24 protein-coding genes and 1 pseudogene are annotated in these 25,788 nt (G+C 60.9%); 3 read left to right on the forward strand and 22 right to left on the reverse strand.

Annotation, left to right across the window (positions count from 1 at the left end; all coding sequences use genetic code 11):
• Nucleotides 1-10: 10 nt before the first annotated feature.
• The 5 genes from ELS24_RS18265 to ELS24_RS18285 form a co-directional block, all read right to left on the reverse strand.
• Nucleotides 11-805: an ABC transporter ATP-binding protein gene (locus ELS24_RS18265; RefSeq protein ID WP_050445398.1), complete on the reverse strand. Its 795-nt coding sequence runs from the start codon at nt 803-805 to the stop codon at nt 11-13.
• A gap of 76 nt (nt 806-881) precedes the next feature.
• Nucleotides 882-2,063, reverse strand: coding sequence for an ABC transporter substrate-binding protein (locus ELS24_RS18270; RefSeq protein ID WP_050445304.1), 1,182 nt, complete (start codon nt 2,061-2,063; stop codon nt 882-884).
• A 60-nt stretch (nt 2,064-2,123) separates the two neighbouring features.
• Nucleotides 2,124-3,161, reverse strand: coding sequence for a branched-chain amino acid ABC transporter permease (locus tag ELS24_RS18275; protein WP_100856268.1), 1,038 nt, complete (start codon nt 3,159-3,161; stop codon nt 2,124-2,126).
• A 3-nt stretch (nt 3,162-3,164) separates the two neighbouring features.
• The gene (locus ELS24_RS18280) at nt 3,165-4,043 is read right to left on the reverse strand and encodes a branched-chain amino acid ABC transporter permease (RefSeq protein ID WP_127184965.1); all 879 of its coding nucleotides are present in this window, start codon (nt 4,041-4,043) and stop codon (nt 3,165-3,167) included.
• Nucleotides 4,043-4,867, reverse strand: coding sequence for an ABC transporter ATP-binding protein (locus ELS24_RS18285; protein ID WP_050445301.1), 825 nt, complete (start codon nt 4,865-4,867; stop codon nt 4,043-4,045). Before ELS24_RS18285 ends, ELS24_RS18280 begins: the two co-directional genes overlap by 1 nt.
• A gap of 266 nt (nt 4,868-5,133) precedes the next feature.
• On the opposite strand from ELS24_RS18285, the gene ELS24_RS18290 reads away from it, so the two are divergent.
• Complete coding sequence (locus tag ELS24_RS18290) at nt 5,134-5,937, forward strand: enoyl-CoA hydratase/isomerase family protein (protein WP_127184966.1); 804 nt, start codon at nt 5,134-5,136, stop codon at nt 5,935-5,937.
• A gap of 12 nt (nt 5,938-5,949) precedes the next feature.
• Here ELS24_RS18290 and ELS24_RS18295 read toward each other — a convergent pair whose 3' ends face one another.
• From ELS24_RS18295 to uvrB, 12 genes and pseudogenes are all read right to left on the reverse strand, one after another.
• On the reverse strand, nt 5,950-6,729 hold the full coding sequence (locus tag ELS24_RS18295) for an enoyl-CoA hydratase/isomerase family protein (RefSeq protein WP_127184967.1): 780 nt from the start codon (nt 6,727-6,729) through the stop codon (nt 5,950-5,952).
• Nucleotides 6,730-6,929: 200 nt separating this feature from the next.
• Complete coding sequence (locus ELS24_RS18300; RefSeq protein ID WP_050445298.1) at nt 6,930-7,820, reverse strand: methylglyoxal synthase; 891 nt, start codon at nt 7,818-7,820, stop codon at nt 6,930-6,932.
• 130 nt (nt 7,821-7,950) lie between these two features.
• On the reverse strand, nt 7,951-8,145 hold the full coding sequence (iscX, locus tag ELS24_RS18305) for a Fe-S cluster assembly protein IscX (RefSeq protein ID WP_050445297.1): 195 nt from the start codon (nt 8,143-8,145) through the stop codon (nt 7,951-7,953).
• Complete coding sequence (fdx, locus tag ELS24_RS18310) at nt 8,145-8,486, reverse strand: ISC system 2Fe-2S type ferredoxin (RefSeq protein ID WP_006225293.1); 342 nt, start codon at nt 8,484-8,486, stop codon at nt 8,145-8,147. Before fdx ends, iscX begins: the two co-directional genes overlap by 1 nt.
• 9 nt (nt 8,487-8,495) lie before the next feature.
• Nucleotides 8,496-10,358 carry a Fe-S protein assembly chaperone HscA gene (gene hscA, locus ELS24_RS18315; protein ID WP_127184968.1) on the reverse strand — a complete coding sequence of 621 codons (1,863 nt, stop codon included), beginning with the start codon at nt 10,356-10,358 and terminating at the stop codon, nt 8,496-8,498.
• Between the two features lie 75 nt (nt 10,359-10,433).
• A complete protein-coding gene (gene hscB, locus ELS24_RS18320; RefSeq protein ID WP_127184969.1) occupies nt 10,434-10,946 on the reverse strand; it encodes a Fe-S protein assembly co-chaperone HscB in 513 nt (170 codons plus the stop codon).
• Between the two features lie 3 nt (nt 10,947-10,949).
• Nucleotides 10,950-11,273, reverse strand: a complete 324-nt coding sequence (iscA, locus tag ELS24_RS18325) for an iron-sulfur cluster assembly protein IscA (RefSeq protein ID WP_050445294.1) — start codon at nt 11,271-11,273, stop codon at nt 10,950-10,952.
• A 2-nt stretch (nt 11,274-11,275) separates the two neighbouring features.
• The gene (gene iscU, locus ELS24_RS18330) at nt 11,276-11,680 is read right to left on the reverse strand and encodes a Fe-S cluster assembly scaffold IscU (RefSeq protein WP_127184970.1); all 405 of its coding nucleotides are present in this window, start codon (nt 11,678-11,680) and stop codon (nt 11,276-11,278) included.
• A 33-nt stretch (nt 11,681-11,713) separates the two neighbouring features.
• On the reverse strand, nt 11,714-12,925 hold the full coding sequence (locus ELS24_RS18335) for an IscS subfamily cysteine desulfurase (protein ID WP_050445293.1): 1,212 nt from the start codon (nt 12,923-12,925) through the stop codon (nt 11,714-11,716).
• Nucleotides 12,926-12,946: 21 nt separating this feature from the next.
• Nucleotides 12,947-13,489, reverse strand: a complete 543-nt coding sequence (gene iscR, locus ELS24_RS18340; RefSeq protein WP_050445292.1) for a Fe-S cluster assembly transcriptional regulator IscR — start codon at nt 13,487-13,489, stop codon at nt 12,947-12,949.
• 192 nt (nt 13,490-13,681) lie between these two features.
• A complete protein-coding gene (locus ELS24_RS18345; protein ID WP_006225301.1) occupies nt 13,682-14,173 on the reverse strand; it encodes a low molecular weight protein-tyrosine-phosphatase in 492 nt (163 codons plus the stop codon).
• A gap of 250 nt (nt 14,174-14,423) precedes the next feature.
• Nucleotides 14,424-16,552: pseudogene (gene uvrB, locus ELS24_RS18350) on the reverse strand (excinuclease ABC subunit UvrB).
• 76 nt (nt 16,553-16,628) lie between these two features.
• Between uvrB and ELS24_RS18355 the strand changes: the two are divergent.
• On the forward strand, nt 16,629-17,828 hold the full coding sequence (locus ELS24_RS18355) for an amino acid aminotransferase (protein WP_127184971.1): 1,200 nt from the start codon (nt 16,629-16,631) through the stop codon (nt 17,826-17,828).
• Between the two features lie 155 nt (nt 17,829-17,983).
• Nucleotides 17,984-18,634 (forward strand): transcriptional repressor LexA, encoded by a 651-nt coding sequence (gene lexA / locus ELS24_RS18360; RefSeq protein ID WP_050445290.1) that lies wholly within the window; start codon nt 17,984-17,986, stop codon nt 18,632-18,634.
• 116 nt (nt 18,635-18,750) lie between these two features.
• Here lexA and lon read toward each other — a convergent pair whose 3' ends face one another.
• From lon to ELS24_RS18385, 5 genes are all read right to left on the reverse strand, one after another.
• Entirely contained in the window at nt 18,751-21,201 is a 2,451-nt protein-coding gene (gene lon / locus ELS24_RS18365) for an endopeptidase La (protein WP_050445289.1), read from the reverse strand.
• Between the two features lie 206 nt (nt 21,202-21,407).
• Nucleotides 21,408-22,706 (reverse strand): ATP-dependent Clp protease ATP-binding subunit ClpX, encoded by a 1,299-nt coding sequence (gene clpX, locus ELS24_RS18370; protein ID WP_050445288.1) that lies wholly within the window; start codon nt 22,704-22,706, stop codon nt 21,408-21,410.
• A gap of 101 nt (nt 22,707-22,807) precedes the next feature.
• Nucleotides 22,808-23,461, reverse strand: a complete 654-nt coding sequence (gene clpP / locus ELS24_RS18375; RefSeq protein WP_050445287.1) for an ATP-dependent Clp endopeptidase proteolytic subunit ClpP — start codon at nt 23,459-23,461, stop codon at nt 22,808-22,810.
• A gap of 4 nt (nt 23,462-23,465) precedes the next feature.
• Entirely contained in the window at nt 23,466-24,776 is a 1,311-nt protein-coding gene (gene tig, locus ELS24_RS18380) for a trigger factor (protein ID WP_127184972.1), read from the reverse strand.
• Between the two features lie 164 nt (nt 24,777-24,940).
• On the reverse strand, nt 24,941-25,696 hold the full coding sequence (locus ELS24_RS18385) for a M48 family metalloprotease (RefSeq protein ID WP_050445285.1): 756 nt from the start codon (nt 25,694-25,696) through the stop codon (nt 24,941-24,943).
• Between the last annotated feature and the right edge of the window lie 92 nt (nt 25,697-25,788).

Here is a 25,788-nt window from a genome sequence, read left to right on the forward strand (position 1 = left end):
GCCTTGTCCTTCATGACAGCCAGCGCTTGCGGCGCTTGTAGTGCTTGATGTCGCGAAAGCCGCGCGCGTCGCCCGTGCCGCCCACGCCCAGATAGAACTCGCGCACGTCGGGGTCGGCGGCCAGCTTGTCGGCCGAACCGTCGATCACCACCTTGCCCGTTTCCATGATGTAGCCGTAGTGCGCCACGGCCAGCGCCACCGACGCATTCTGCTCAACCAGCAGCATTGACACGCCTTGCTCGGCGTTGATGCGCGCGATGATGGAAAAGATGTTCTCGACCAGCATTGGCGACAAGCCCAGCGACGGCTCGTCCAGCAGCATCAGCCGGGGCTGCGCGATCAGCGCGCGCCCGATGGCCAGCATCTGTTGCTCGCCCCCGGACAAGTAGCCCGCCAAGCCGCGCCGCCGTTCGAACAGGCGCGGAAAATAGCCGTAGACCAGATCGAAGTCCACGCGCGCGTCGGGCCGACCCGTCAGCGCGTAGGTGGCCGCCACGAGATTTTCTTCCACGGTCAGGTCTTCGAACACGCGGCGGCCCTCCATGACGTGCGCCAGGCCGGCGCGCACCAGGTTCTGCGGCTTGGTGCCTGCGGTGTCATCGCCGTTGAAGGCAATGTGCCCGCGCACCAGTTCCCCGTCCTCCAGGTCCAGCAAACCGGACACGGCCTTCAAGGTGGTGGATTTGCCGGCGCCGTTGCTGCCCAGAAGCGCCACGATGCTGCCGGCCGGCACCGACAGGGACAAGCCGCGCAGCACCTGCACCGCCTTGTTGTAGACGACCTCGATATTGTTGATGTCCAACACCGCCGCAGGCGCGGCGGTGTTGGCCGATGCCGATGTCTGTGCCAACTGCGCGCTTTGTCCCAGGTTCACAGCCGCCTCACTTCAGCACGATCCAGTCGGACGCCGGCACCATCTGCTTTTGCTTTACATCGGCGCGATAGATGCGGCCCACCGGAATGGAGTTGCCCTTGATCGTGACCGGCACGCCGATCAGACCGCCCGTGTCGAAGTCCTTGATGCCGTCCAGCGCGGCCTTCATGTTGGCGCTAGTCAGTTCCTTGCCGGCATCCAGTGTGCGCTTGGCCACTTCCGAAAACAGCATCGCCGCCAGGAAGCCCTGCATATAGCCGGTGCTTTGGTATTGCGGACGCATTTCGCGGATCTTCTTCAACATCGGCGCATCGCCCTCGGTGTCGTAGTAGTAGCGATAAGGCATCACGCCCATGAAGCCTTCGGCGTCTTCACCCATCTGCATCACGGTGGAGTTGTCCATGGTCCAGAACGTGCCCATGTAGCGGGTCTTCAGGCCCATGCGCTTGCCCTGCCCGACGAATTCCGGAATGGGCGCCAGCACATAGCCGTGGAAAATCGTGAAGTCCGGGTCGGCCCGGCGCAGCTTGATCACTTCGGTCGACACATCCACGCTACCCGGCGGCGTCATGATTTCGGTGGCGACTTTCAGCCCCAGCTTTTCCGCCACGGCGCGCGAGCTGGCAATGGGGTCGCGGCCAAACTCGGTGTCGGAATATACAAACGCCACTTTCGCGCCCGGTTGTTCCTTGGCGATGTAGCGCAGCAAGATGCCGAACATCTCGGTGTAGTCCGGCCCCAGCATGAACTGCGCCGGATACTTGGCGGGGTCATTCAGTTCAGTGGCGAACGACGCACCGGTCATCAGGATGTCGCCGGTGCGGTTCAATTCCGCGTTGATGGTCTTTGAAAAGCCAGTGGAATCGCCGTAGTAGAAATTCACCTTGTTCTGGCTGGTAATTTTCTTGAAGGCCGCCACCGACGCATCCACCTTGTAGGCCGTGTCTTCCGGCACGTAGCGCAGCTTGCGGCCCTTGATGCCGCCTTGCTCGTTGATGATCTTTACATAGTCGGAAATGCCGGCGTGGATGCCCTGGCCGGCAAAGGCGAACACGCCGCTCAAGGGAATGGACCCGCCCAGCACGAGGTCGTCCGCCGCCTGTGCTGCCGGCGCCGCCGCCAATGCCGCCGCCAGGCCCAACGGGGCCAACAACTTCGATAAACCGCTGCCTATCCGGATGCGCTTCATGATGTGTCTCCTTGGGTCTTGTAGGTGTTGCAATGCGTTTTGCAATCGGCCAGTCAGCGTTCAGGTCCGGAATGGCCACAGGTGGAAGAAGCGGCGCACGCGCCGCCAGATTTCCGCGAGCCCATGCGGCTCGAAGATCAAAAAGCCCACGATCAGCAGGCCGAAAACAATGGTGCGCACGGGCGACACGAGGCGCAGCGCGTCGCCGCCCACGGGCAGCCAGCCCACGATGAGCTTGAGCAGTTCGGGCACCATGGTCATGAACACCGCGCCCAGAATGGCCCCCAGGATCGAGCCCATGCCGCCCACGATGATGGCGGCCAGGAAGAAGATCGACATGATCAGCGGAAAGCTCTCGGGCGTGACGACGCGAAAGAAATACGCCCACAACCCGCCAGCCACACCCGCATAGAACGACGACAGGCCGAACGACAGCAGCTTGTAGCGCAGCAAGTGGATGCCCAGCACTTCGGCCGAAATGTCGCGGTCGCGGATGGCGATGAACGCGCGCCCGATGCGGGTGCGAAACAGATTCGCCGCGCCCAGCACCATCAGCACCGTCACCGGCACGATCAGCCAATAGATCTTGAAGGACGTATCCAGGTCCACGCCCAGCACGCGCGCGGGCGGCACCTGCAAGCCGCTGGTTCCGCCCGTGAATTCCCAGTTCGCAAAAATGAAGTGCGCAATGAACGAGGCGGCAATGGTCGAAATTGCCAGGTACAAGCCCTTTACGCGTAGCGACGGAATGCCCACCAGCAAGCCGCCCAGCATCGCCACCACGCCGCCGCCCAACAGGTTGACCAGCACCGGCGTGCCCAGCCGCAGTTCCATCACCGCCACGGTGTACGCGCCCAGCCCCATGAATGCCGCCTGCCCCAGGCTGACCAACCCGGTGTAGCCCGTCAGGATGTTCAAGCCCGTGGCGCTGGCGATGTTGATGGCGACCAGACACGCCAGGTACAGCCAATAGGCGTCCGCCACGAAGGGAAACAGCACGAGCGACGCCGCCAGCAAGGCCAGCCATACATGCTGGGTGCGCGTATCGAACAGGGCTTCGTCAGCCAGGTAAGTTTGCTTCGCGGTTGCGATGCGCATGGGTCAAAGCCTCTCGATTTCACGGGTGCCGAACAGGCCATACGGCCTGACCATCAACACCACGACCAGTACGATGAAAGTGGCCAGCAGCTTGAATTCACCACCCAGGTAAGCGCCCGCCCAAGCCTCCAGCAAACCGATGAACACGCCACCCACCAGCGCACCCGCCACGCTGTCCAGCCCGCCCACGATCACCACCACCAGCACCGACAGGCCAAACACGCCCATCGACGAGGAGATGCCGCCGATGGCGCCCACAATCACGCCGGATACGGCCGCCAACGCGCCGGCAGCCACCCACGCCAGCGAGAACACGCGCGGCACGTTAATGCCCATTGCGTAAGCCGCGCCCTGGTCGGATGCCGTCGCCCGCAGCGCCACGCCGCCGCGCCAGTAGCGAAACACCACCAACACCAGCAGCGCCAATACCACCGCCACCCAGAATCCGTAGAACACCTTGGGCGCGACGAACGCCTCGCCGATAATCACCGGCGAACGCGGCATGAACTCCGGCAGGCGGCGCTGATCGGCCGTCCAGATCAGTTCCACCGCACCCACCAGAATCGACGCCAGCCCCACCGTCACCATGAAGACAGAGATCGGGGCCTCGCCCAGCATTGGCCGTATCGTCAACCTTTCGACCAGCGCGCCCAACGCCCCCGACACCACCACCGCGCCGACGATAGCCAGCCATATCGGCCACGCCATGCTGGTTGCGAAGGCATAGAACACGTACGCGCCCAACATCAGGAATTCGCCGATGGCGATGTTCACCACCCGCGTCGCCTTGTAGACGATCACGAAAGCCAAAGCCGCCAACGCGTACAGGCCGCCGCTGCCCAAACCCGCCAGGCTCACTTCCACAAAGAACAGCGCATCCATCACGCGGCCTCCCGCAGGCGGCGGCGCAGGTCGCCCACATCGCCCGCGCCCAGATAGGCTTTGATGACTTCCGGGTTTGCTTGCACCTGGGCGGGCGTGCCGTCCGCAATCACCTGCCCGAAGTTCAGCACCACGACGTGATCTGACAGGTCCATCACCATGCCCATGTCGTGCTCCACCATCAGCACCGTCACGCCCCATTCAGATCGCGCATCCAGGATGAAGCGCGCCATGTCGTCCGTTTCTTCGCGGTTCATGCCGGCCACGGGCTCGTCCAGCATCAGCACCTTGGGCTGCATTGCCAGCGCGCGCGCCAGCTCCACGCGCTTGCGCAAGCCATACGACAAGGCCGCCACCGGAGCGTGACGGATATGGTCGATTTCAAGAAAGTCGATGATGCGTTCTTCGATGTCGGCCCGCAGCGCCATCTCTTCGCGGCGAGCCCGGCCAAAGTAGAACAAGGCGTCCAGCACATTGGTGCGCAGGTGCGCGTGCCGCCCCAGCTTGATGTTGTCCAGCACCGTCATGCCGCGAAACAGCGCGATGTTCTGGAAGCTGCGCGCCAGGCCCAGCCGGGCGCGCTCGGGCGCCGCTACGCGGGTGATGTCCCGGCCTTCAAATCGGATGTGGCCCGTGGCCGGTTTGTAGAAGCCGGAAATGGTGTTGAACAGCGAAGTCTTGCCCGCGCCGTTCGGGCCGATCACCGTGGTGATCGTGCCGGGCGCCACGCTAAGCCCCACGCCGGTCAGCGCCTTGACGCCGCCAAACGCCAAGGTAACCCCATCCACCTCCAGTAAAGGAGCGTGCTTGGACTGATCCACCATTTGTCTCCTCGCTGATTGATCGCGAAGTTTTTTTGCCGCCTTGGGCGGACATTTTTTAAACGATGAATCGGCAACCCGCGAGGCAGGAGATGCAACGAACCTGTCTTTACCTACGCCAATCCAGCGCTGGAAAATCGTTCTATGCGGTAGCACTATGCGTTACGCTAGGTCTGCTTAAAACAAAACCAAGCAAGCGCTCGGTTCAGACCATAGCATCGCGGTTTTTGGATCGACAGTTGGTACTTACCCGATAACGGAGACAAGCCATGACCCAGGAACTTCCGGCGTTTCAGACGCTGCTGTTGACTGCCGATGACGCCATCGCCACGCTGACGCTGAACCGCGCTGACACCCTCAACGCCATCGATGTTGCCATGGCGCGCGACCTGCAACGCGCCGCGCAGTGGATCGAAACGCAGCCCGCTATCCGCGTCGTGCGCCTGTGCGCGGCGGGCAAGGCATTCTGCGCGGGTGGCGACATCAGCATGTTTACGGGCGAGCCCGCGCAGGTCCGCGCCACCTTGCAGAATCTGTTCACGCCGCTTAACGATTTCGTGGCGCGCATCGCCCGCATGAACAAGCTATGGCTGGCGCAGGTGCACGGCGTGGCGGCGGGCGCGGGCTTGTCGCTGGTGCTGGCATGCGACCTGGCCATTGCCGAAGACGACACCCGCTTCATGACGGCATATCTGAAGCTGGGCGCCACGCCCGACGCCGGTATGACGCACGGCCTGGCCCGCGTGCTGGGCCCCAAGCGCGCCTTGGAGCTGCTGCTGCGGCACGATGCCTTCACCGCGCGCGACGCGCTGGCCTGGGGCATCATCACCCGCAGCGCACCGGCTGGCGAATTTTCCCAGGCCGCGGAACACTATGCCGAGGATTTGGCGCGCCACGCGCCCCACGGCATCGCGGGCGCGAAAGACCTGCTGCGCTCAGCCGAGCATGCCTCGTTGGAAACGCAGTTGGCTAACGAAACGGCGCGCTTTTTGGACTCGGCCACGCGCGTGGACTTCGCCGAAGGGGTGCAGGCGTTCCGCGAAAAGCGCGCGCCGGTGTTCAAGGGGCAATAACGCAACCGCGAGCTACCCCTGCGGATCGCTCCAGACTGGCGCTCGCTTGTTCACAAAGGCCGCCAGGCCTTCGGCCGCGTCAGGCGTGGCGGCGGCGTTGCAGAATACCTCGACCGCTGTGGCAAGTTTGCGGCGGTAGTCGTTGTCGTTGGCGAACACAAAGGCGCGTCGCCCCATCGCCAGCACCTGTGGCGGTTTTCCCGCCAAGGACTGCGCCAGCAGTCGCGCGCGTTCCAATAATTGCCCTTCGTTTTCCACGCGCGCCACCAGCCCCAGGCCGTGCGCTTCCTGCGCACTGAATGTCCTGCCGGTGAAGAGCAGGTCAAACGCACGGTGCTTGCCCACGATGGCAGGCAGATGGGCATAGTGGATCGCCGGCAACACGCCAACATCGATCTCTGGATAGCCGAAAGACGCGGTGTCCGCGGCCACGATCATGTCGCTGGAAATGGCGACCGTCATCCCGCCGCCCCGCACCGCGCCAGCCACGACTGAAATCGATGGTTTGGTCAGGTTGAACTGCGCATCGTAAAGCTTGATGTACAGCCGGGTCAGCAGCGCATGCACTTGAACCGGCGAACTGGCCAGCAGCTTCTTCATGTCCAGCCCGGCGCAGAACCGGCCGGGCAAGTCGCTGGCCAACAGCACCGCGCGCACTTGCGTGTCGGCGTTGGCGCGCTCAAGCGCGGCGATCAGCGCATCCAGCATGTCCACGTCCAGCGCATTGACTGGCGCGTGGCACAGATGAATTTCCGCGACCCGGTCGCGGACGTCGTAGCGTAGATAGGTCAAGACGGTTCTCCTGCTTCAGCTTGCAACACTGGCCGGATGTCCACGTGACAATCATCGAGTGCAGACCGAGCACCAATCGGGCTTCACCAGATCAGACCAAGCGCGCTGGCCAAACTGCCGCTGTCGCTGTCGGCAACCGCCGTAGCCGATCGGGTTGGCCGGATCATCATCAATGGCCGCTCACTCGCGTAATCAGCGTTTTAGATCAGCCCCATGCGCTTTTCCACGGCCTGCGCCCAGCGCCGCGCCACGGTGGGCGACGTCGCGCAGGTTGCCGATTCCGTCACCACGCGCACGGCGCGCTCCAGCAATTGGATGTCGGCCTCGTGTTGGCGTGCAACATGCGGGTCTTCGAAGAAGATCACACGCTGGCATTGATGTTCAAGCACCAACTCGGCGATCTGGGCATCACCGCCCAGCGGTCCGCTCAGGTAGCGATGCACCCAGGGCTTATCTTTCGGCCACCCGCGCGACCAGGCCAGGTCATTCAGCCGCCCGCCCGTGGTACCCGTCGCAACCCGACGCGCAAATTGCGACAGCACATCGAAATGCTCGCTTGCGAACGCCACCATCTCGTCCTTGAGCGCATCGTGGGCAATCATGGCCAAGGTCTGACCAGAAAAATTGAACAAGCGCGATACGGACGCATCCGGCGCCAGTCCCGCGTGCAGGCGTTCGACTTCCATCCATTCGATGGCGCCCGCCAAGGTCGAAATGAAAGGACGGCCGTGGGTGATGCACTGCCGCTTCAACGCCAGCGCTTCCGGAAAAATCGACGACGGATCCACTGGGTCGATCAGATAGATTGCCCCGTCAAAGGGCGCCTGCCCATCCCGCCCTTCGGTCACACGGGCCACCAGCTTCATCAGCCCGCCTTCGCGTCCGTAGGGATAGCGAACCAGGCCGCTATAGCCTTGCAGCATGCCTTCGCGCACGATGGCGTCATGCGTGCGGCCAACGGTGTGCAACTGCACGCCGAGCTCGCGTATCGTGGACGAACACGCGCGTAGCCAGGTGAACAGGGCGGCGTCGGGGGTTTCGTGGTGCAGACGGTTGGCGGCCAGGCCAAAGCGCAGTTGGGCAGCGGGCATCAGTAGACTCGAACAGGTAGGATGGTCACAACGTGCGGACCCTTGATGATACCGTGGCCGCCCTTGGCGCGGCATGACGGCCGCGCAAACAAAAACGCTCCCTGTCGGGAGCGTTTTTCGCGTCGGCGGGTCAGTCCGCTTCGTCTATCCAGGCCATCTGGATAGCCTCAAGGATTTTCTCGCCACAGTGGGCGGGGTCGTCGTTGAATTCAGGCAATGCCATGACCCATTCGCGCAACTGCGTAAAGCGCAGCGTCTTGGGGTCAACGTCGGGGTGCGCGTCGACCAGGGCGGTAGCTATGTCGTAGGTATCGGTCCACTTCATCAATGGCCCTCTTTGGCGTGGTTGATGGTGTACTTCGGAATTTCTACCGTCAGGTCTGTGTCGGTCACCAGCGCCTGGCACGACAGGCGCGACGTGGGCGTCAGGCCCCAGGCCTTGTCCAGCAGATCTTCTTCGTCGTCCGTCGCGTCTTCCAGCGCGGAATAGCCTTGCTTGATGACCACGTGACAGGTCGTGCACGCACACGACAATTCGCAGGCGTGCTCGATGTCGATGTGGTTATCCAGCAATACGCGGCAGATCGACACGCCCTTGGGCGCGTCTTCAATCACGGCACCTTCGGGGCAGTAGTCGGGATGAGGCAATACAGTCAGTTTCGGCATATCGTATTTTCAAGCAATCTCATCAAGTTTGCGGCCTGCCAACGCGGCGCGAATGCTGCGATCCATGCGGCGCGCGGCAAAGTCGTCGGTTGCAGCCGACAAGGCCAGCACCGCGGCTTTTACCGTGTCCACATCGTCTGCGGCCTGCGCATCGATGGCGGCTTGCAGACATTCGTCAACGCGCTTGCGTTCATCGGCGTCAAGCAAATCGCCGTCCACTGCCAGCGCGGCCTGCACCGATTCCACCAGTTGGCGAGCGTCCACCTGCTGTTCGCGCAACATGCGCGCGCGGGCATCCGTATCCGCCTGCGCGACACTGTCGGCCAGCATTTGCGCAATTTCGTCGTCGCTCAGCCCGTAGGACGGCTTGACCGAGACCGCGGCCTCGACACCCGTGCTTTGCTCACGAGCGGTCACGCTGAGCAGCCCGTCGGCATCCACCTGGAACGTCACGCGGATGCGCGCTGCGCCAGCCACCATGGGAGGAATGCCGCGCAGTTCAAATCGCGCCAGCGAACGGGAATCCGCCACCAGGTCGCGTTCGCCCTGCACTACATGAATGCTCATGGCCGTCTGGCCGTCCTTGAACGTGGTGAACTCTTGTGCGCGTGCCACGGGGATGGTGCTGTTGCGAGGAATCACGCGCTCAACAAGGCCGCCCATGGTTTCCAGACCTAACGACAGCGGAATCACGTCCAGCAGCAGCCAGTCTTCGCCCGGCGCGCGGTTGCCCGCCAGCAAATTCGCCTGCAACGCGGCGCCCAGCGCCACCACTTGATCGGGATCCAGATCGGTCAGCGGCTCGGTACCAAATACCTTGCCCACCGCGGCACGCACCACGGGCATGCGCGTTGCGCCGCCCACCATCACCACGCCGCGCACGTCAGTTGGCTTCAGCGACGCATCGCGCAAGGCACGGCGCGCGCAATCCAGGGTGCGTTCAATCAGCGGCTGCGCCAACGCTTCGAACTCAGCGCGCGTCAATACCAGGTCAACCTCACGCCCGTCAGACAGCGGCAGCTTCAGCGAGGCGCTATCGGCGGTCGACAGGGCTTCGCGCGCGGTGCGCGCGGCCATCAACAGGCCACGGCGGTCGGCGGGTGAAAATTCACCAGCGGCCAGCTTGGCCACCGCGTGGTCGGCGATCAAGGCATCGAAGTCATCACCGCCCAGCGCCGTATCGCCGCCAGTCGAAATCACTTCGAAAACGCCTTGCGTCAGACGCAAAATGGAAATGTCGAACGTGCCGCCGCCCAGGTCGTATACGGCATAGACGCCTTCCGAGGCATGATCCAGGCCATAGGCAATGGCCGCGGCCGTCGGCTCATTCAGCAGGCGCAGCACGTTCAGGCCAGCCAAGCGGGCAGCATCGCGCGTCGCCTGGCGTTGTGCGTCGTCAAAATAAGCGGGCACGGTAATCACCGCGCCCACCAGATCGTCGCCCAGTACGTCTTCGGCGCGCTGGCGCAACACCGCCAGAATCTGCGCCGACACCTCAACCGGGCTCAGGTCACCCTGCACCGTGCGAATACGCACCATGCCGGGTGCATCCACAAATTCGTAAGGCGCCCGCGTGGCGCGCGCCTCTTCCAACGAGCGGCCCATGAATCGCTTCACGGACACCACGGTGTTCAAGGGGTCTTCAGCCTGCTGCGCCAGCGGCTCGCGGCCGGTCGTGACTTTGCCACCAGGAAAATAACGCACCGCCGACGGCAGCAAGGCATGGCCTTGCGCGTCTGGCAGCACTTCAGCCACGCTGCTGCGCACCGCCGCAACGAGGGAATTGGTAGTGCCCAGATCAATGCCCACCGCCAGCTTGCGCTGGTGCGGCGCGGGCGACTCACCGGGCTCGGATATCTGCAATAAGGCCATGATTGTGTTCTTCTGGTCAGTGAGCAGCGGCGTGCTGGCACCCGCTACGGCGGGAGCCCCGCAACACAGGGTTCGCTATCCGGCGGGCTGGGCGTCTGCCAGCTCTTGCGCCAGCTTTTCCACGAACATCCATTCCCGCACTTTCAGGCCTGCGGCCGCGTAATCGCGCTCGTCGTCAAGCAGGCGCTTCAGCGTGGCGCGCATCGAAACTCGCGCCTCTTCCAGCTCAGTGCGCAACGCCGCCAAGGCATCAGCATCGTCGCGCGCGTCATCCAGCATCTCGCGCCACGTCATCTGCTGCATCAGGAAAGCCGTGTCCATGGACGTGTTGCTCTCGGTCTGCAAATCCACGCCTGCCTGTTCGCACAGATAGCGCGCCCGCAGCAAGGGATCTCGCAACACGCGGTAAGCCTCGTTGGCGCGCGCCGCCCACTGCATGGCGACGCGACGTTCCGCGGCACTGGCTGTGGCGTAGCGATCAGGATGCACCTGCGCGGCAACAGCGCGCCACGAGGTTTCCAAGGCTTGCGCGTCCAGATCGAAACGGGCGGGCAAGCCGAACAGCGTGAAATGGTCGTCTACAGCCAAGACTTACACCGTGAACGACTCGCCGCAGCCGCAGGTCGCCTTCTCGTTGGGGTTACGGAACTTGAAACCTTCGTTCAGGCCTTCGCGGGCGTAATCCAGCTCGGTGCCATCCAGGTAAGCCAGGCTCTTCGGGTCAATGAAGACCTTTACGCCAAAGCTCTCGAACACGACGTCTTCCGGCGCCGAGTCGTCCACGTATTCCAACTTGTAGGCCATGCCGGAGCAGCCCGTCGTCCTAACGCCGAGCCGCAAGCCAATACCCTTTCCGCGCTTTTGCAAGTAGCGGCCGATGTGATTGGCTGCCTGTTGGGTCAGGGTGACGGACATGATCAGCCTGCCACCGCTTCAGCCGGCGCCGAGTGCTTTTCTTTGTAGTTCTGCACCGCGGCCTTGATTGCGTCTTCGGCCAGGATGGAACAGTGCACCTTCACCGGCGGCAAGGCCAGCTCTTCGGCAATCTGCGTGTTGCGGATGCTCATGGCTTGGTCCAACGTCTTGCCCTTGACCCACTCGGTCACGAGCGAGCTGGACGCGATGGCCGAGCCGCAGCCGTAGGTCTTGAAGCGCGCGTCTTCGATCACGCCGGCCTCATTCACCTTGATCTGCAGCTTCATGACGTCGCCACAGGCGGGCGCGCCGACCATGCCGGTGCCCACCGACTCGTCCGACTTGTCGAACGAACCAACGTTGCGCGGGTTTTCGTAGTGATCCAGAACTTTGGTGCTGTAAGACATGTTATTTCTCCACGAATTTCTTGGCGCGGGCGCTTAGTGCGCAGCCCACTGCACGGTGTTCAAGTCAATGCCTTCCTTGGCCATTTCCCACAGCGGCGACATATCGCGCAGCTTGCCAACGCGGCTCTTGAGCAATTCAATCGCGTAATCCACTTCCTTTTCGGTCGTGAAGCGGCCCAACGTGAAACGGATGGAACTGTGCGCCAACTCGTCATTACGACCCAGGGCGCGCAGCACGTACGACGGCTCCAGGCTGGCCGACGTGCAAGCCGAACCGCTGGACACGGCCAGTTCCTTGATCGCCATGATCAGGGACTCGCCTTCGACGTAGTTGAAGCTGACGTTCAGGTTGTGCGGTACCCGCTGGTCCATGTCGCCGTTCAAATAGACCTCTTCGATCTGCGACAGGCCGTTCCAGAGACGGTCACGCAACATGCGGACTCGCTCGTTCTCGGTACCCATTTCTTCGCGAGCCAGGCGGAACGCCTCGCCCATGCCCACGATCTGATGCGTGGCCAGCGTGCCAGAACGGAAACCACGTTCGTGACCACCGCCGTGCATTTGCGCTTCGATGCGGATACGCGGCTTGCGGCGCACGTACAACGCGCCGATACCCTTGGGACCGTAGGTCTTGTGCGCCGAAAACGACATCAAATCGACTTTCAGCTTTTGCAGATCGATTTCCACCTTGCCGGTCGCCTGAGCAGCGTCCACATGGAAAATGATGCCCTTCTCGCGGCAGATCTCGCCCAGCGTTTCGATATCCTGGACGACGCCGATCTCGTTGTTCACCATCATGACCGATACCAGCACCGTGTCGGGGCGCAGTGCCGCCTTGAAGGTGTCCAGATCAATCAGCCCGTCGTCCTTTACGTTCAAGTAAGTGACTTCGAAGCCTTGGCGCTCCAATTCACGACAGGTATCAAGCACGGCTTTGTGCTCGGTCTTGACGGTGATGATGTGCTTGCCGCGTTCCGCGTAGAAATTCGCGGCGCCTTTAATGGCCAGGTTGTCGGATTCCGTTGCACCGGAAGTCCATACGATTTCGCGCGGGTCGGCGTTCACCAGCTTGGCGACTTCTTCGCGGGCGCGCTCAACCGCTTCTTCGGAATCCCAACCATAAGCGTGGCTGCGCGACGCCGGATTGCCGAAGTTTTCGTAAAGCCAGGGCACCATCTTGTCCACGACGCGCGGATCAACAGGTGTGGTGGCCGAATAATCAAAATAAATCGGGCGGGTGGTCATATCTACAACTCCTGATGCTGCTTATACGGTGGCATTGGCCGCTACGGCCGTGGTCGGGGAATTGGCGGCGGCATTGGCGCCCCCCACCCGATTGACACGCACCGCGCAGGCCTGCGCTTGATTGCTGGCTTCCTGCAATTGGCGCACGCGCTGCTGATCGACCAGATCTTGCAGGGACACCGAATCCAGGTAATCGACCATCTTGCGATTCAGCGTGGCCCAAAGCTCATGCGTCATGCACTTGCCCGGCTTGCCGTCATTGCCGCTCGTACAGTCCCGTTTACCGCCACAACTGGTGGCGTCCAGCGGCTCATCGACCGCGAAGATAATGTCTGCAACGGTCACGTTGCGCGCAAGGCGCGCAAGCGAATACCCGCCGCCCGGGCCACGCACGCTGTCCACGAGCTCGTGACGACGCAGTTTCCCGAATAGCTGTTCCAGATAGGAAAGCGAAATGTTCTGACGCTGGCTGATGGCCGCAAGAGTGACCGGGCCGCTATGCTGGCGCATGGCGAGATCGATCATGGCAGTCACGGCGAAACGCCCTTTGGTAGTTAGCCGCATGGTGGGTTCCCTGTGATTCGGCAATGGCCGCCAGCGAATCCAGCGGTCAATACCCGAGTAATTGGGTCAAGTATAGCCTATTCCCGACTAATTTGGTATGGCTCCAGGCCAGAAAAAACCGCGCGGTTGCGCGGTTTTTTCACTGCCAAGTACCTCAAGAGCCGCACTGCTGGCGGTTCTATGTAAAAGCGATCAGGCCGCTTGGTACTGGGTAGCGCGCTTGCGGACCAATTCCAGGACCCCCTGGCAGGCGTCTTCCAAATAATCGAGCACCTTGCCAAAGCCATCAGCGCCGCCGTAGTAGGGATCCGGCACAGTGGCCTCCTCGAACTCATTGGCGAAACGCATCAGCAACATCAGTTTGTGCTGATAGGTTTTGGGGCACTGTTGCTGCATGGCGGACAGGTTGTCCCAATCCATGGCGAGGATAAGATCAAAGTCGCGGAAATCTTCCGCAGTGACTTGACGCGCCTCACAGTGCGTAATCTCGTAGCCACGCTTACGCGCCGCAGCCTGCGCCCGGGCATCAGGCGCCTCGCCAATGTGAAACGCGTGCGTGCCCGCGGAGTCGATGCGAACCACATCGCCCAAACCCGCGTCGTTCACCAAATGGCGAAACACGCCCTCTGCGCTCGGCGAGCGACAGATATTGCCCATGCAAACGAAAAGTACCTTGGTCATCATGGGAGTAAGTGTGCGGGAAAACCCGAGATAAGGCAAGCTTTTTTTGCAAATGGACAATTGGGTACCAGCGTGCATTAAATTTAAATTTACCCAATTAAATCAGCGCATTACAGTCAAATTCAAATGCTGAGACTCATAAGAGAAAGGCGCTGACCCAGTGCGTAGCGAAACTGACGCCACTACACCATCAGGTCTCATGATTTTCAGCTTTATGTAAGCATGGTTGAATGCATGGACAGAGACCAAATGGTCACACAGCCCCGTCCAGAAGTACCCGCTGCTTCAAGGCGGTGAGCGCGTCGCGGGCAGCGGCTGCCTGCTCGAATTCCAGATTCCGAGCGTGGTCCATCATCAGCTTTTCAAGGCGTTTGAGTTCGCGAGCCAATGCCTTTTCATCCTTCAAGAACTCGGCCGGAACCGCAGCTTCCAAAGCGTCATGCTGCACCGGCGCGACGATGCCATCAATCAGTTCTCGCACTGCCTTGCGTACGCCGCGCGCTGTGATGCCATTGTCGATATTGAATTGCAACTGCTTGGCGCGTCGACGGCTGGTTTCCTCCATGGCGCGCTGCATGGAATCCGTAATACGGTCTGCATACAGAATTGCATGACCATTCAGGTTGCGGGCGGCCCGGCCGATGGTTTGAATCAGGCTGCGCTCCGACCTCAGGAACCCTTCCTTGTCTGCATCCAAGATCGCCACCAGCGAAACCTCGGGAATATCCAGGCCCTCACGCAACAGGTTGATTCCAACCAACACGTCGAACGTTCCGAGCCGCAAATCGCGAAGAATCTCCACGCGTTCGACCGTGTCGATGTCGGAGTGCAGATAACGGACCTTGACACCATGCTCGCTCAGGAAGTCAGTCAGATCTTCGGCCATGCGTTTGGTAAGCGTTGTCACCAGGACACGCTCGCCTAGCGATACCCGAGCCTTGATCTGGCCTAGCAAATCGTCCACCTGCGTGCGGGCTGGCAACACTTCCACCAACGGATCGACCAGGCCGGTGGGTCGCACAACCTGCTCGACCACATTGTCGGCATGCTCTTTTTCGTATGCCGCGGGAGTTGCAGACACGAACACGCACTGGCGCATCCGCACCTCGAATTCCTCGAGTTTGAGCGGCCGATTGTCCAGCGCGGACGGTAGCCGGAACCCATACTGCACCAGCGTTTCCTTGCGCGATCTGTCCCCACGGTACATGCCGCTGAGTTGCCCGATGGTCACGTGACTTTCATCAATGAACATCAAGGCATCGGAAGGCAGGTAATCAATCAGCGTGGGCGGCGGCTCCCCGGCAGCCGCCCCCGACAAATGGCGGGAGTAGTTTTCAATGCCTTTGCAGAAACCCAATTCCTGCAGCATTTCCAGGTCGAACCGAGTCCGCTGTTCCAGCCGCTGCGCCTCGACCAGGTGGCCATCGTCGACAAACCGCTTTACCCGTTCACGTAGCTCTTCCTTGATGGTTTCAATCGCACGCAACACCGTATCGCGGGGGGTGACATAGTGCGAACCGGGATAGACAGTGAAACGGGGCAACTTCTGACGAATGCGACCGGTCAGCGGGTCAAAAAGCTCCAGGCTTTCGATCTCGTCATCAAATAGGGTCAGGCGCAGGGCCAACTCGGCACTTTCTGCGGGAAAAATATCGATGGATTCGCCCCGCACCCGAAATACGCCACGGGTGAACTCAGCGTCGTTGCGCGTATATTGCATCGCCACCAGGCGCGCGAGGATTTCCCGCCGCGAGATCTGGTCCCCGCTGCGCAGAATCAGCACCATGGCGTGGTAGTCGCCCGGGTTGCCGATACCGTAGATGCACGATACCGTACCCACGATGATCGTATCGCGCCGTTCGAGCAGGCTCTTGGTGGCCGACAGCCGCATTTGCTCGATGTGTTCATTGATGGACGAGTCCTTCTCAATGAACAGATCGCGCGTGGGCACATAAGCCTCGGGCTGGTAGTAGTCGTAGTAGGAAACGAAGTACTCGACCGCGTTTTTTGGGAAAAACTCGCGCATTTCCGCGTACAACTGCGCCGCGAGCGTCTTATTGGGTGCCAGCACCAACGCGGGACGCCCCAAGCGGGCGATCACGTTGGCCATGGTGTAGGTTTTGCCCGAACCCGTAACGCCCAAAAGCGTCTGGAACATCAGGCCGTCTTCTATCCCTTGCTGCAGGCCCTCAATGGCGGCGGGCTGATCGCCCGCTGGGGATAGGGCTGGAACAGTTGATAGGGGCTGCCTGGATACTCGACAAAGCGGGGTTCGACGCTGGTTCCAGGCACGGCCTCAGACGCTGCCGGCACCACAGAATCCGTAGCGGGATTCTGAGCCAGATCTCCCGCGCCGCTTGGGTCTATTGGGCTGTTTGGCATGCTAGACTGTTCCAGGGTAAACCCCCCATTATCCACAGCACCTCGTACTGCGTCCACCCATCCTCATCAGAAGCCCATGAGCAACCTTTTCGATTCCGTCGAACTCGCGCCGCGCGACCCCATTCTTGGTCTGAACGAACAATTCAACGCGGATACGCGCCCGGGTAAAGTCAACCTGGGCGTGGGCGTGTACTACGACGATCAGGGACGGATCCCCCTGTTGGGCGCCGTTCGCAAGGCCGAAACCGCCCGCATTGAAGCCGCCGCCGCTCGCGGCTATCTGCCTATTGAAGGCATCGCCGGCTACAACCAGGGTGCGCAAGCGCTGCTGTTGGGCAAAGACTCCTCGCTGGCCGCGGCCGGGCGCGTCCTGACGACCCAAGCACTGGGCGGCACCGGCGCACTGAAGATCGGCGCTGATTTTCTGCGCCAACTGCTGCCCACCTCCAAGGTGCTGATCAGCAATCCCAGCTGGGAAAACCACCGCGCGCTGTTCGAGCGAGCCGGCTTTGAAGTTGGCACGTACTCGTACTACGACGCCACCACCCGCGGCCTGAATTTCGAAGCCATGCTGGCCGATCTGAAGGCAGCCCCGGCGCAGACCGTCGTTGTGCTGCACGCATGCTGCCACAACCCCACCGGCGTGGACCCCACGACCGAACAGTGGAAGCAAATCGCTGCGGTAGTAAAAGAAAACAACCTGGTTCCGTTCCTCGACATCGCCTATCAGGGCTTTGGCGAAGGTCTGACCGAAGACGCGGCCGTCGTGCGCATGTTCGCCGATCTGGACATGACCATGTTCATCAGTTCGTCGTTCTCGAAGTCGTTCTCGCTGTACGGCGAGCGCGTCGGCGCCCTGACGGTCGTCGCTGGCAGCAAGGACGAAGCCGTTCGCGTACTGAGCCAACTCAAGCGCGTCATTCGCACCAACTACTCCAACCCGCCCACGCACGGTGGCACGGTGGTGTCGACGGTTCTGAACACCCCTGAGCTCTTCGCCATGTGGGAAGAAGAACTCGCCGGCATGCGCGACCGCATCCGCCTGATGCGCAAGCAGTTGGTCGAGAAAATCAAGGAACACGGCGGCAAGCAGGACTTCAGCTTTGTTCTGGAACAGCGTGGCATGTTCTCGTATTCGGGCCTGACCTCGGCGCAAGTCGACCGTCTGCGCGAAGAACATGGCGTTTACGCCGTGTCCAGCGGGCGCATCTGCGTTGCCGCACTGAATAGCGGCAACATTGACAAGGTCGCTGCCGGCATCGCTGCTGTGCTGTAACTTCGCCCGCCAGCGGGTTCTTGCGAGCCTGCCTGACAAAACGGAGCCTTCGGGCTCCGTTTTGCATTCCGCCAGGCACCAGCTTGCTTTTTTGCGCTGCGTCCCCCAGAATGGCGCTGTATATATGTACAGTCCGCTCGCACCGGATCATCGCCATGGCCAGCAAACTTACAGATCGCCAGCAACAAATTCTGGACCTTATCCGGCAAACCGTCACGCGCACCGGGTTCCCACCGACGCGCGCCGAAATTGCCCAAGCCTTGGGTTTCCGTTCACCCAATGCCGCGGAAGACCACCTCAAAGCACTTGCCCGCAAGGGTGCTATCGAACTCACCGCTGGCGCTTCGCGTGGCATACGCCTGAAAGATGGTGGATCAGCGCCCGCACAAACATCCTCACCACTGCCCTCACTGTCGCAATTGCTGCTGCCACTGGTGGGGCGCGTAGCGGCAGGCAGCCCTATTCTTGCGGCCGAGCATGTGGAACGTGAAGTTGGCGTTGACCCTCACCTGTTCGCGCAAACGCCCGATTACCTGCTGAAGGTGCGAGGCATGAGCATGCGCGACGCCGGGATCCTTGAAGGCGACTTACTCGCCGTTAAGAAAGCGTCCGAAGCCCGCAACGGCCAGATTGTGGTGGCGCGTATTGGCGATGAAGTCACGGTCAAGCGCCTGCAGCGCATTAACGGTCATATCGAGCTTCTGCCTGAAAATCCAGACTTTCAAACCATCGTGGTCGAAGCCGACCAGGAATTTGCACTGGAAGGGATTGCGGTCGGCTTGATTCGTACGCACGCATTGCATTAAGCAAGCGCCACGCATTCGTCTGCGCAATAAAAAACCCCGCCACGTTCAGAACGTGACGGGGTTTTTATTTGGCCGCCCTCTTCTACCTCTAAGGACGGCCAAACCCAAGCAAGCAATCAGTGCTTAAGGACAGGGTCAGTTGAACCCGGTTCCGCCGGTTTGGCCACCAGCGGCTCCTTCACGGCCTCTTCCTCTGACAACGGCTCAGGCAGACGCTCCAAGGCCAGCTCCAGCACCTTGTCGATCCAGCGGACCGGGACGATCTCAAGGTGGTTTTTGACGTTGTCCGGGATCTCCGCCAAGTCCTTGACGTTTTCCTCCGGGATCAAGACCGTCTTGATGCCGCCGCGATGGGCCGCAAGCAACTTTTCCTTCAAGCCGCCGATCGGCAACACCTCACCGCGCAGCGTGATCTCACCGGTCATGGCGACATCGGCGCGCACGGGAATGCGCGACAACGCCGAAACCATGGCCGTGGTGATCGCGATACCCGCGGACGGGCCGTCCTTCGGCGTCGCACCTTCCGGCACGTGCACGTGCATATCGTGCTTTTCGAAGACGCTGTCGGCAAAGCCCAGACGACGCGCCCGTGAACGCACCACCGTGCGAGCAGCCTCAACGGATTCCTTCATCACGTCGCCGAGCGAACCCGTGCGCTGGATGACACCCTTACCGGGCATGTCCGCGACTTCGATGGTCAGCAAGTCGCCGCCCACTTCCGTCCAGGCAAGTCCGGTCACCTGGCCGATCTGGTTTTCCTTCTCGGCCATACCGAACGTGTAGCGGCGCACACCCAGATAGTCACTCAGGTTGTCGCCCGTGACATTGACCGACTTGACCTCAAGGGATTTGCCTTCAGCCTTGGCGCGATCATTCTGGGTCAGCAATTGCTTGATGACCTTGCGGCAGATCTTGCCCACTTCGCGTTCAAGCGCCCGCACACCGGCTTCCCGGGTGTAGTAGCGCACGATGTCGCGCAATGCGCTGTCGTCAACGGTCAGCTCGCTGTCTTTCACGCCGTTGTTTTGCATCAGCTTGGGCAGCAGATGGTCGCGAGCGATATGGATCTTTTCCTCTTCCGTATAACCGGACAGCCGGATCACTTCCATACGGTCCAACAGAGCCGGCGGGATATTCAGCGTGTTGCTGGTGGCCACGAACATGACGTCGGACAGGTCGAAGTCGACTTCGATGTAGTGGTCCTGGAACGTGTGGTTCTGTTCCGGATCCAGCACTTCGAGCAGGGCCGACGAGGGATCGCCACGGAAATCCATGCCCAGCTTGTCGATTTCATCAAGCAGGAACAGAGGATTGCGCACGCCGACCTTCGACATGTTCTGAACGATCTTGCCCGGCATCGAGCCGATGTACGTGCGACGGTGGCCACGGATCTCGGCCTCGTCGCGCACACCGCCCAGCGCCATGCGCACGAACTTGCGATTCGTGGCCTTCGCGATGGACTGCCCCAGCGAGGTCTTGCCCACACCAGGAGGGCCAACCAGGCACAGGATCGGCGCCTTCACCTTGTCTACGCGCTGTTGCACGGCAAGATATTCAAGAATGCGTTCCTTGACCTTTTCCAGACCGTAATGGTCGTTGTCCAGCACCGTCTCGGCGTTGGAGATCGAATTGTTAATCTTGCTCTTCTTCCTCCAGGGGAGGTTGATAAGCGTATCGATGTAGTTGCGCACCACCGTGGCTTCGGCAGACATCGGCGACATGAGCTTGAGCTTCTTGAGCTCGGCATCGGCCTTTTTGCGTGCCTCTTTAGGCATGTGGGCAGCGATGATCTTCTTTTCAAGCTCTTCGATGTCCGCGCCTTCTTCGCCCTCGCCCAACTCTTTCTGAATGGCCTTGACCTGCTCATTCAGGTAGTAGTCGCGCTGGCTCTTTTCCATCTGCTTCTTCACACGGCCACGAATCCGCTTTTCGACCTGAAGAATGTCGATTTCGGTTTCGAGCTGGGTAAGCAGACCTTCAAGGCGCTCGGACGTGCCAACGATCTCGAGCATCTTTTGCTTTTGCTCGAGCTTCAGCGGAAGATGCGCGGCGATCGTGTCAGCCAGGCGGCCCGCATCATCGATGCCAGCCAACGAGGTCAGGATCTCCGGAGGGATCTTCTTGTTGAGCTTTACGTACTGTTCGAACTGGGCGACGATCGCGCGGCGCAGGGCCTCGGTCTCGGAGCCTTGCATGGCGTCCGGTTCGATAGGCGTCACCTGGCAGGTGAAATGCGAATCGGCATCCTCGATGCTGCTGATGCGGGCACGCTGGGTGCCTTCGACCAGCACCTTTACGGTGCCGTCGGGCAGCTTGAGCATCTGCAGGATACCTGCAACGCAGCCGATCTCGTAGACGTCTTCAGGGGTGGGGTCATCCTTGCCGGCGGACTTTTGGGCCACGAGCATGATGCTTTTGCCCGCTTCCATCGCAACCTCGAGCGCGCGGATAGAGCGCGGACGGCCGACGAACAGCGGGATGACCATGTGCGGAAACACCACGACATCACGAAGTGGGAGCAGGGGCAGGTCGATCGGGTCGGAAGGCAGGGTCTGGCTGGCAGACATAGGAGGTTCCTCGGTATGACTCGGCGTATCGGGGACAGGGTGCTCGGGGTGTCCCCGAGCTATCCACGTCAGTTACGTCTGTTATGGGAACAATAGCCGAAAATTCAAGATCCCGGCTGCCGGATAGTCTAAAGGCCAAAAAAAATGCCCCGAAGGGCAGTCCTACGGCAAAAAAACCCGTTACAAGAACGGGCTTTTTTGAAATATTAGGCAGCGGCGTCGCGGACTTCGCCGCGCTCGGGCTTGTCCTTTTCACCGGCCTCGTCAGCGTAGATCAGCAAGGGCTTGCCCTCGCCTTCGATCGCGTTTTCGTCCACGACCACTCGCTTCACGTTGCCCTGCGAAGGCAGCTCGTACATGGTGTCCAGCAGCGTTTGTTCAATGATCGAACGCAAACCACGAGCCCCCGTCTTGCGCTTCAGCGCCTTGCGAGCGATGGCTTTCAATGCTGCCGGGCGCAGGTCAAGTTCTGCGCCTTCCATGGCGAACAGCTTCTGGAACTGCTTGAGCAATGCGTTCTTAGGTTCGGTCAGGATTTGAACCAAAGCCGCTTCGTCCAGCTCGTCCAGCGTGGCGACCACGGGCAGACGACCGACCAGCTCCGGAATCAAGCCGAACTTGATCAGATCTTCGGGTTCGACTTCCGAGAACAATTCGCCCACGCCACGTTCAGACTTGGCCCGCACCGACGCCGAGAAGCCGATACCGGACTTTTCGGTACGGTCGCGGATGACCTTTTCCAATCCGTCGAAGGCGCCGCCCACGATGAACAGGATATTGGTCGTATCGACTTGGACAAAGTCCTGGTTGGGATGCTTGCGGCCACCCTGCGGGGGCACCGAAGCGACCGTACCTTCGATCAGCTTCAACAAAGCCTGCTGCACGCCCTCGCCCGACACATCGCGGGTAATGGACGGGTTGTCAGACTTGCGGGAAATTTTGTCGATTTCGTCGATGTAGATGATGGCGCGCTGCGCCTTCTCGACTTCGTAGTTGCAGTTCTGCAGCAACTTCTGAATGATGTTCTCGACGTCTTCACCGACATAGCCGGCTTCGGTCAGCGTCGTGGCGTCAGCCATGACGAAAGGCACATTCAGCATGCGCGCCAGCGTCTGCGCCAAAAGCGTCTTGCCGGAGCCCGTGGGGCCGATCAGCATGATGTTGCTCTTGGAGAGTTCGACTTCGTCACCCTTGATCTCGCCGTGACGAATGCGCTTGTAATGGTTGTAGACCGCCACGGCCAGCATACGCTTGGGCGAGTTTTGCCCAATGACGTACTGGTCGAGGAAAGTCTTGATTTCGGCCGGAGTGGGCAGTTCGGAACGAATCGCCGCGCGCGCGGTAGCCTGCGCTTCTTCGCGGATGATGTCGTTGCACAGATCTATGCACTCATCGCAGATGAATACCGACGGACCCGCGATCAGCTTGCGGACTTCATGCTGGCTTTTATTGCAAAACGAGCAATGCAGCACTTTTGCGTCTGCCGATCCCTTTTTTTCAGGCATATTTGTTTCGTATCTCAGGTAAAGATGCGCCGGACCGGTAAGAAGTCCAGCGCATGCGCTTACTCAAACTTGATGGCAGCGGGTTCAGATCAACCGGGAAGTCAGCCTTCCGAACGGGAGTTCATTACCTTGTCCACCAATCCATACGATACCGCATCTTCGGCGGACATGAAGTTGTCACGTTCCGTGTCCAGGCCAATGCGTTCCATCGACTGGCCGGTGTTGTCGGCCAGAATTCGGTTAAGACGTTCGCGCAGGTCCAGGATCTCGCGAGCCTGGATCTGAATGTCGGACGCCTGCCCCTGGGCGCCGCCGGACGGCTGGTGGATCATGATCCGCGAATTGGGCAACGTGAAACGCTTGCCCTTTTTGCCCGCCGCCAGCAGGAACGCGCCCATGCTGGCCGCGAGGCCCGTGCACAGGGTGGAAACGTCCGGCTTGATGAACTGCATGGTGTCGAAAATGGCCATTCCCGCATACACCGACCCGCCGGGCGAGTTGATGTAAAGGGAAATGTCCTTGTCAGGATTCTCCGATTCCAGGAACAGCAACTGCGCCACAACCAAGTTGGCCGTTGCGTCATTGACCGGACCCACCAGGAAAATGAGCCGTTCGCGGAGCAGACGCGAATAGATGTCGTAGGCGCGCTCGCCGCGCCCCGACTGCTCGATAACCATGGGAATGTAGCCCAGGCCGGTGGGGGTCACCGAAGACCCGCCATTCATTGCCGCATAGAAATCGGTGAATCTCTGCATAGTGTTACGCCATCCCCATCAACTGATCGAAAGGCACCTTTTCGTCGGTGACCTTGGCCTTTTCCAGAACGTGCGCGACAACGTTGTCTTCAAGCACGATAGCCTCGATTTCAGCACGACGCTGGCGGTCTGCCAGGTAATAGCTGACAACCTGAGCGGGTTGTTCGTAGTTTTCCGCGAATTCTTCGATGCGCGCACGAACTTGCTCGGGCTTGGCTTGCAGTTGAGCTTGCTTGACCAGTTCCGACACCAAGAGGCCCAGGCGGACACGGCGTTCGGATTCAGTCGAGAAGGCTTCTGGCGGGATCGGCACGGACTCGGCGTTGGGGATGCCACGCTGCTTGAGCTCTTCACGGGCAGCGGCGACACGGCCTTGCACGTCGTTGTCGACCAGTGCCTTCGGCACGTCGAACTTGCCGGCTTCGACCAGGGCGTCCATGACGCTGGACTTGGTACGGCCAGCCGAACGAACCTTGACTTCGCGCTCGATGTTGCTGCGGATGTCGGCCTTCAGCTTTTCGACGTCGCCTTCGGCTTGGCCGAGCGACTGGGCGAATTCGCTGTTCAGTTCGGGCAGGACGCCTTCAGCCACTTCCTTGACGGTGATGGTGAATTCGGCGGTCTTGCCGGCAACTTCCACGCCTTGGTAGTCGTCCGGGAACTTCAGTTCGAAGACCTTGGTTTCGCCAGCCTTCAGGCCGCGGGCGGCTTCTTCGAATTCCGGCAGCATGCGGCCTTGGCCGAGCACGAACGGGAAATCTTCGGCCTTGCCACCTTCGAACGGCACGCCGTCGATGGTACCGGCGAAGTCCAGCGTGACGCGGTCGCCGTCTTGCGAGGCGCGAGCTTCACGAGCTTCGAACGTGGCGCGCTGCTTACGCAGGACGTCCAGGGTTTGTTGAACTTCGGCGTCGGTGACGGCGGTTTCGTAACGGGTGACGGCCAGGGCCGACAGATCCGGGACGACGACTTCAGGGTACACCTCGAACGTGGCGGTAAACGCCAGCGTGTCATCGGTGACGCCTTCAGTCTTGGGTTCCAGGTTCGGGGCACCAGCGACGCGCAGCTTCGCGCCGTCGATGGCTTGTTCGAACGCACGGCCAACTTGGCTGTTGATCACGTCGTAGCGAATGCTGGGGCCATGGCTACGCTCGAGCATGGCGAGCGGAGCTTTACCCGGGCGGAAGCCGGGGACCTTGGCGGTTCGAGCCACGCGCTTCAATTGCGCCTGGACTTCCTTTTCGACGTCGGCCACCGAGACGGCCAGATCAACACGGCGCTCCAGGCCGGAGAGGGTTTCAACCACAGGCTGCATTAAAAGACCTATTTTCCGAGAGATGAGATTACGGGCGGATAAACGTGCCATTTTACCGGAAACTTCCGGAACCCTGACGCAAAGGGGCGCGAGTCCCGGATTTGCCCGGATACTCGCGCCCCGTTTTCCGCCCAAAAAGGGAGAGCAAACGTCGCTTCGACGCCTTATTTGGCCTTGGCGATGCGGTCTTCGATGTGTTGAGCGCGCTTGGCCGAGGACGGGTGCGAGCTCATCATATCGCTCTTGCCGCCATCCAGCTCGGCAAGCTTCTGGAATGCCGTCACCAAGCCGCGGGTATTGAGCTTCTTGGCCTGCAACTGGTCGAACGAATAGTCGTCCGCCGCGCTTTCCTGAGATTGCGAGAACTGCGCGTTGATGAACTTCTCGGTCAGATCACCCAGTTGCGACGCGTTCAGGGCGGCAACCGTGGCGCCCCCCGCAGCGCCTGCCGCATCGCGCGCGGCCGACACCGTATAGGCGGTCTGCATGGCCTTCTTGCTATGGCCCAAGGCAACGTGACCGATCTCATGGCCCACCACGCCCATCACTTCGTCGTCCGTCATCATGTCCATCAGGCCGCTATAGACGCGGATGCAACCGTTGGCCATGGCCCAGGCATTGACGTCCTTGGTGATGTAGACCTTGTAGCTGGCTTTCTGGCCATTAACACTGCCACCCAACGCCTTCGCGATCTTCTGCAGGCGCGCGTCGTACTTGCTGCCCGGCGCGGCGATCTTCTCCTGTGCATCGCTTTGCGCGCAAGCCTTGTCAGACAGCGTCTTGATTTCAGCATCGCTCAGCGTGGCAGCTTGTACGACCTTGCTGCCGGCGCCCACCAGGCCGCCGATGTCGAAGGCGTGCGATACGGAAAAAGGGGCAAGCGCAACGGCCAACGCGGCAACGGTGTAGCGGATCTTCATGGGAACAAACTCCTATTGGCTAACTCTATGCGAGCAAGGCGGCAATTCTATATACGCCGAAAGCTCTCCAAGCGTTTCGCCACAGAGTTTCG

The sequence above is a fragment of the Achromobacter spanius genome (assembly GCF_003994415.1).
Classification (GTDB): Bacteria; Pseudomonadota; Gammaproteobacteria; order Burkholderiales; family Burkholderiaceae_B; genus Achromobacter; species Achromobacter spanius_C.

Coding starts and splice junctions, on each gene's coding strand:
- ELS24_RS18355 (WP_127184971.1), top strand. CDS start 16,629: ATGAGCAACCTTTTCGATTCCGTCGAACTCGCGCCGCGCGACCCCATT.
- hscA (WP_127184968.1), bottom strand. CDS start 10,358: ATGGCCTTATTGCAGATATCCGAGCCCGGTGAGTCGCCCGCGCCGCAC.
- ELS24_RS18335 (WP_050445293.1), bottom strand. CDS start 12,925: ATGACCACCCGCCCGATTTATTTTGATTATTCGGCCACCACACCTGTT.
- ELS24_RS18275 (WP_100856268.1), bottom strand. CDS start 3,161: ATGCGCATCGCAACCGCGAAGCAAACTTACCTGGCTGACGAAGCCCTG.
- tig (WP_127184972.1), bottom strand. CDS start 24,776: ATGCAGCCTGTGGTTGAAACCCTCTCCGGCCTGGAGCGCCGTGTTGAT.
- iscX (WP_050445297.1), bottom strand. CDS start 8,145: ATGAAGTGGACCGATACCTACGACATAGCTACCGCCCTGGTCGACGCG.
- clpP (WP_050445287.1), bottom strand. CDS start 23,461: ATGCAGAGATTCACCGATTTCTATGCGGCAATGAATGGCGGGTCTTCG.
- clpX (WP_050445288.1), bottom strand. CDS start 22,706: ATGCCTGAAAAAAAGGGATCGGCAGACGCAAAAGTGCTGCATTGCTCG.
- iscU (WP_127184970.1), bottom strand. CDS start 11,680: ATGTCTTACAGCACCAAAGTTCTGGATCACTACGAAAACCCGCGCAAC.
- ELS24_RS18285 (WP_050445301.1), bottom strand. CDS start 4,867: ATGGTGGATCAGTCCAAGCACGCTCCTTTACTGGAGGTGGATGGGGTT.
- ELS24_RS18280 (WP_127184965.1), bottom strand. CDS start 4,043: ATGGATGCGCTGTTCTTTGTGGAAGTGAGCCTGGCGGGTTTGGGCAGC.
- ELS24_RS18300 (WP_050445298.1), bottom strand. CDS start 7,820: ATGCCCGCTGCCCAACTGCGCTTTGGCCTGGCCGCCAACCGTCTGCAC.
- lexA (WP_050445290.1), top strand. CDS start 17,984: ATGGCCAGCAAACTTACAGATCGCCAGCAACAAATTCTGGACCTTATC.
- ELS24_RS18345 (WP_006225301.1), bottom strand. CDS start 14,173: ATGATGACCAAGGTACTTTTCGTTTGCATGGGCAATATCTGTCGCTCG.
- ELS24_RS18290 (WP_127184966.1), top strand. CDS start 5,134: ATGACCCAGGAACTTCCGGCGTTTCAGACGCTGCTGTTGACTGCCGAT.
- lon (WP_050445289.1), bottom strand. CDS start 21,201: ATGTCTGCCAGCCAGACCCTGCCTTCCGACCCGATCGACCTGCCCCTG.
- ELS24_RS18385 (WP_050445285.1), bottom strand. CDS start 25,696: ATGAAGATCCGCTACACCGTTGCCGCGTTGGCCGTTGCGCTTGCCCCT.
- fdx (WP_006225293.1), bottom strand. CDS start 8,486: ATGCCGAAACTGACTGTATTGCCTCATCCCGACTACTGCCCCGAAGGT.
- iscA (WP_050445294.1), bottom strand. CDS start 11,273: ATGTCCGTCACCCTGACCCAACAGGCAGCCAATCACATCGGCCGCTAC.
- iscR (WP_050445292.1), bottom strand. CDS start 13,489: ATGCGGCTAACTACCAAAGGGCGTTTCGCCGTGACTGCCATGATCGAT.
- ELS24_RS18270 (WP_050445304.1), bottom strand. CDS start 2,063: ATGAAGCGCATCCGGATAGGCAGCGGTTTATCGAAGTTGTTGGCCCCG.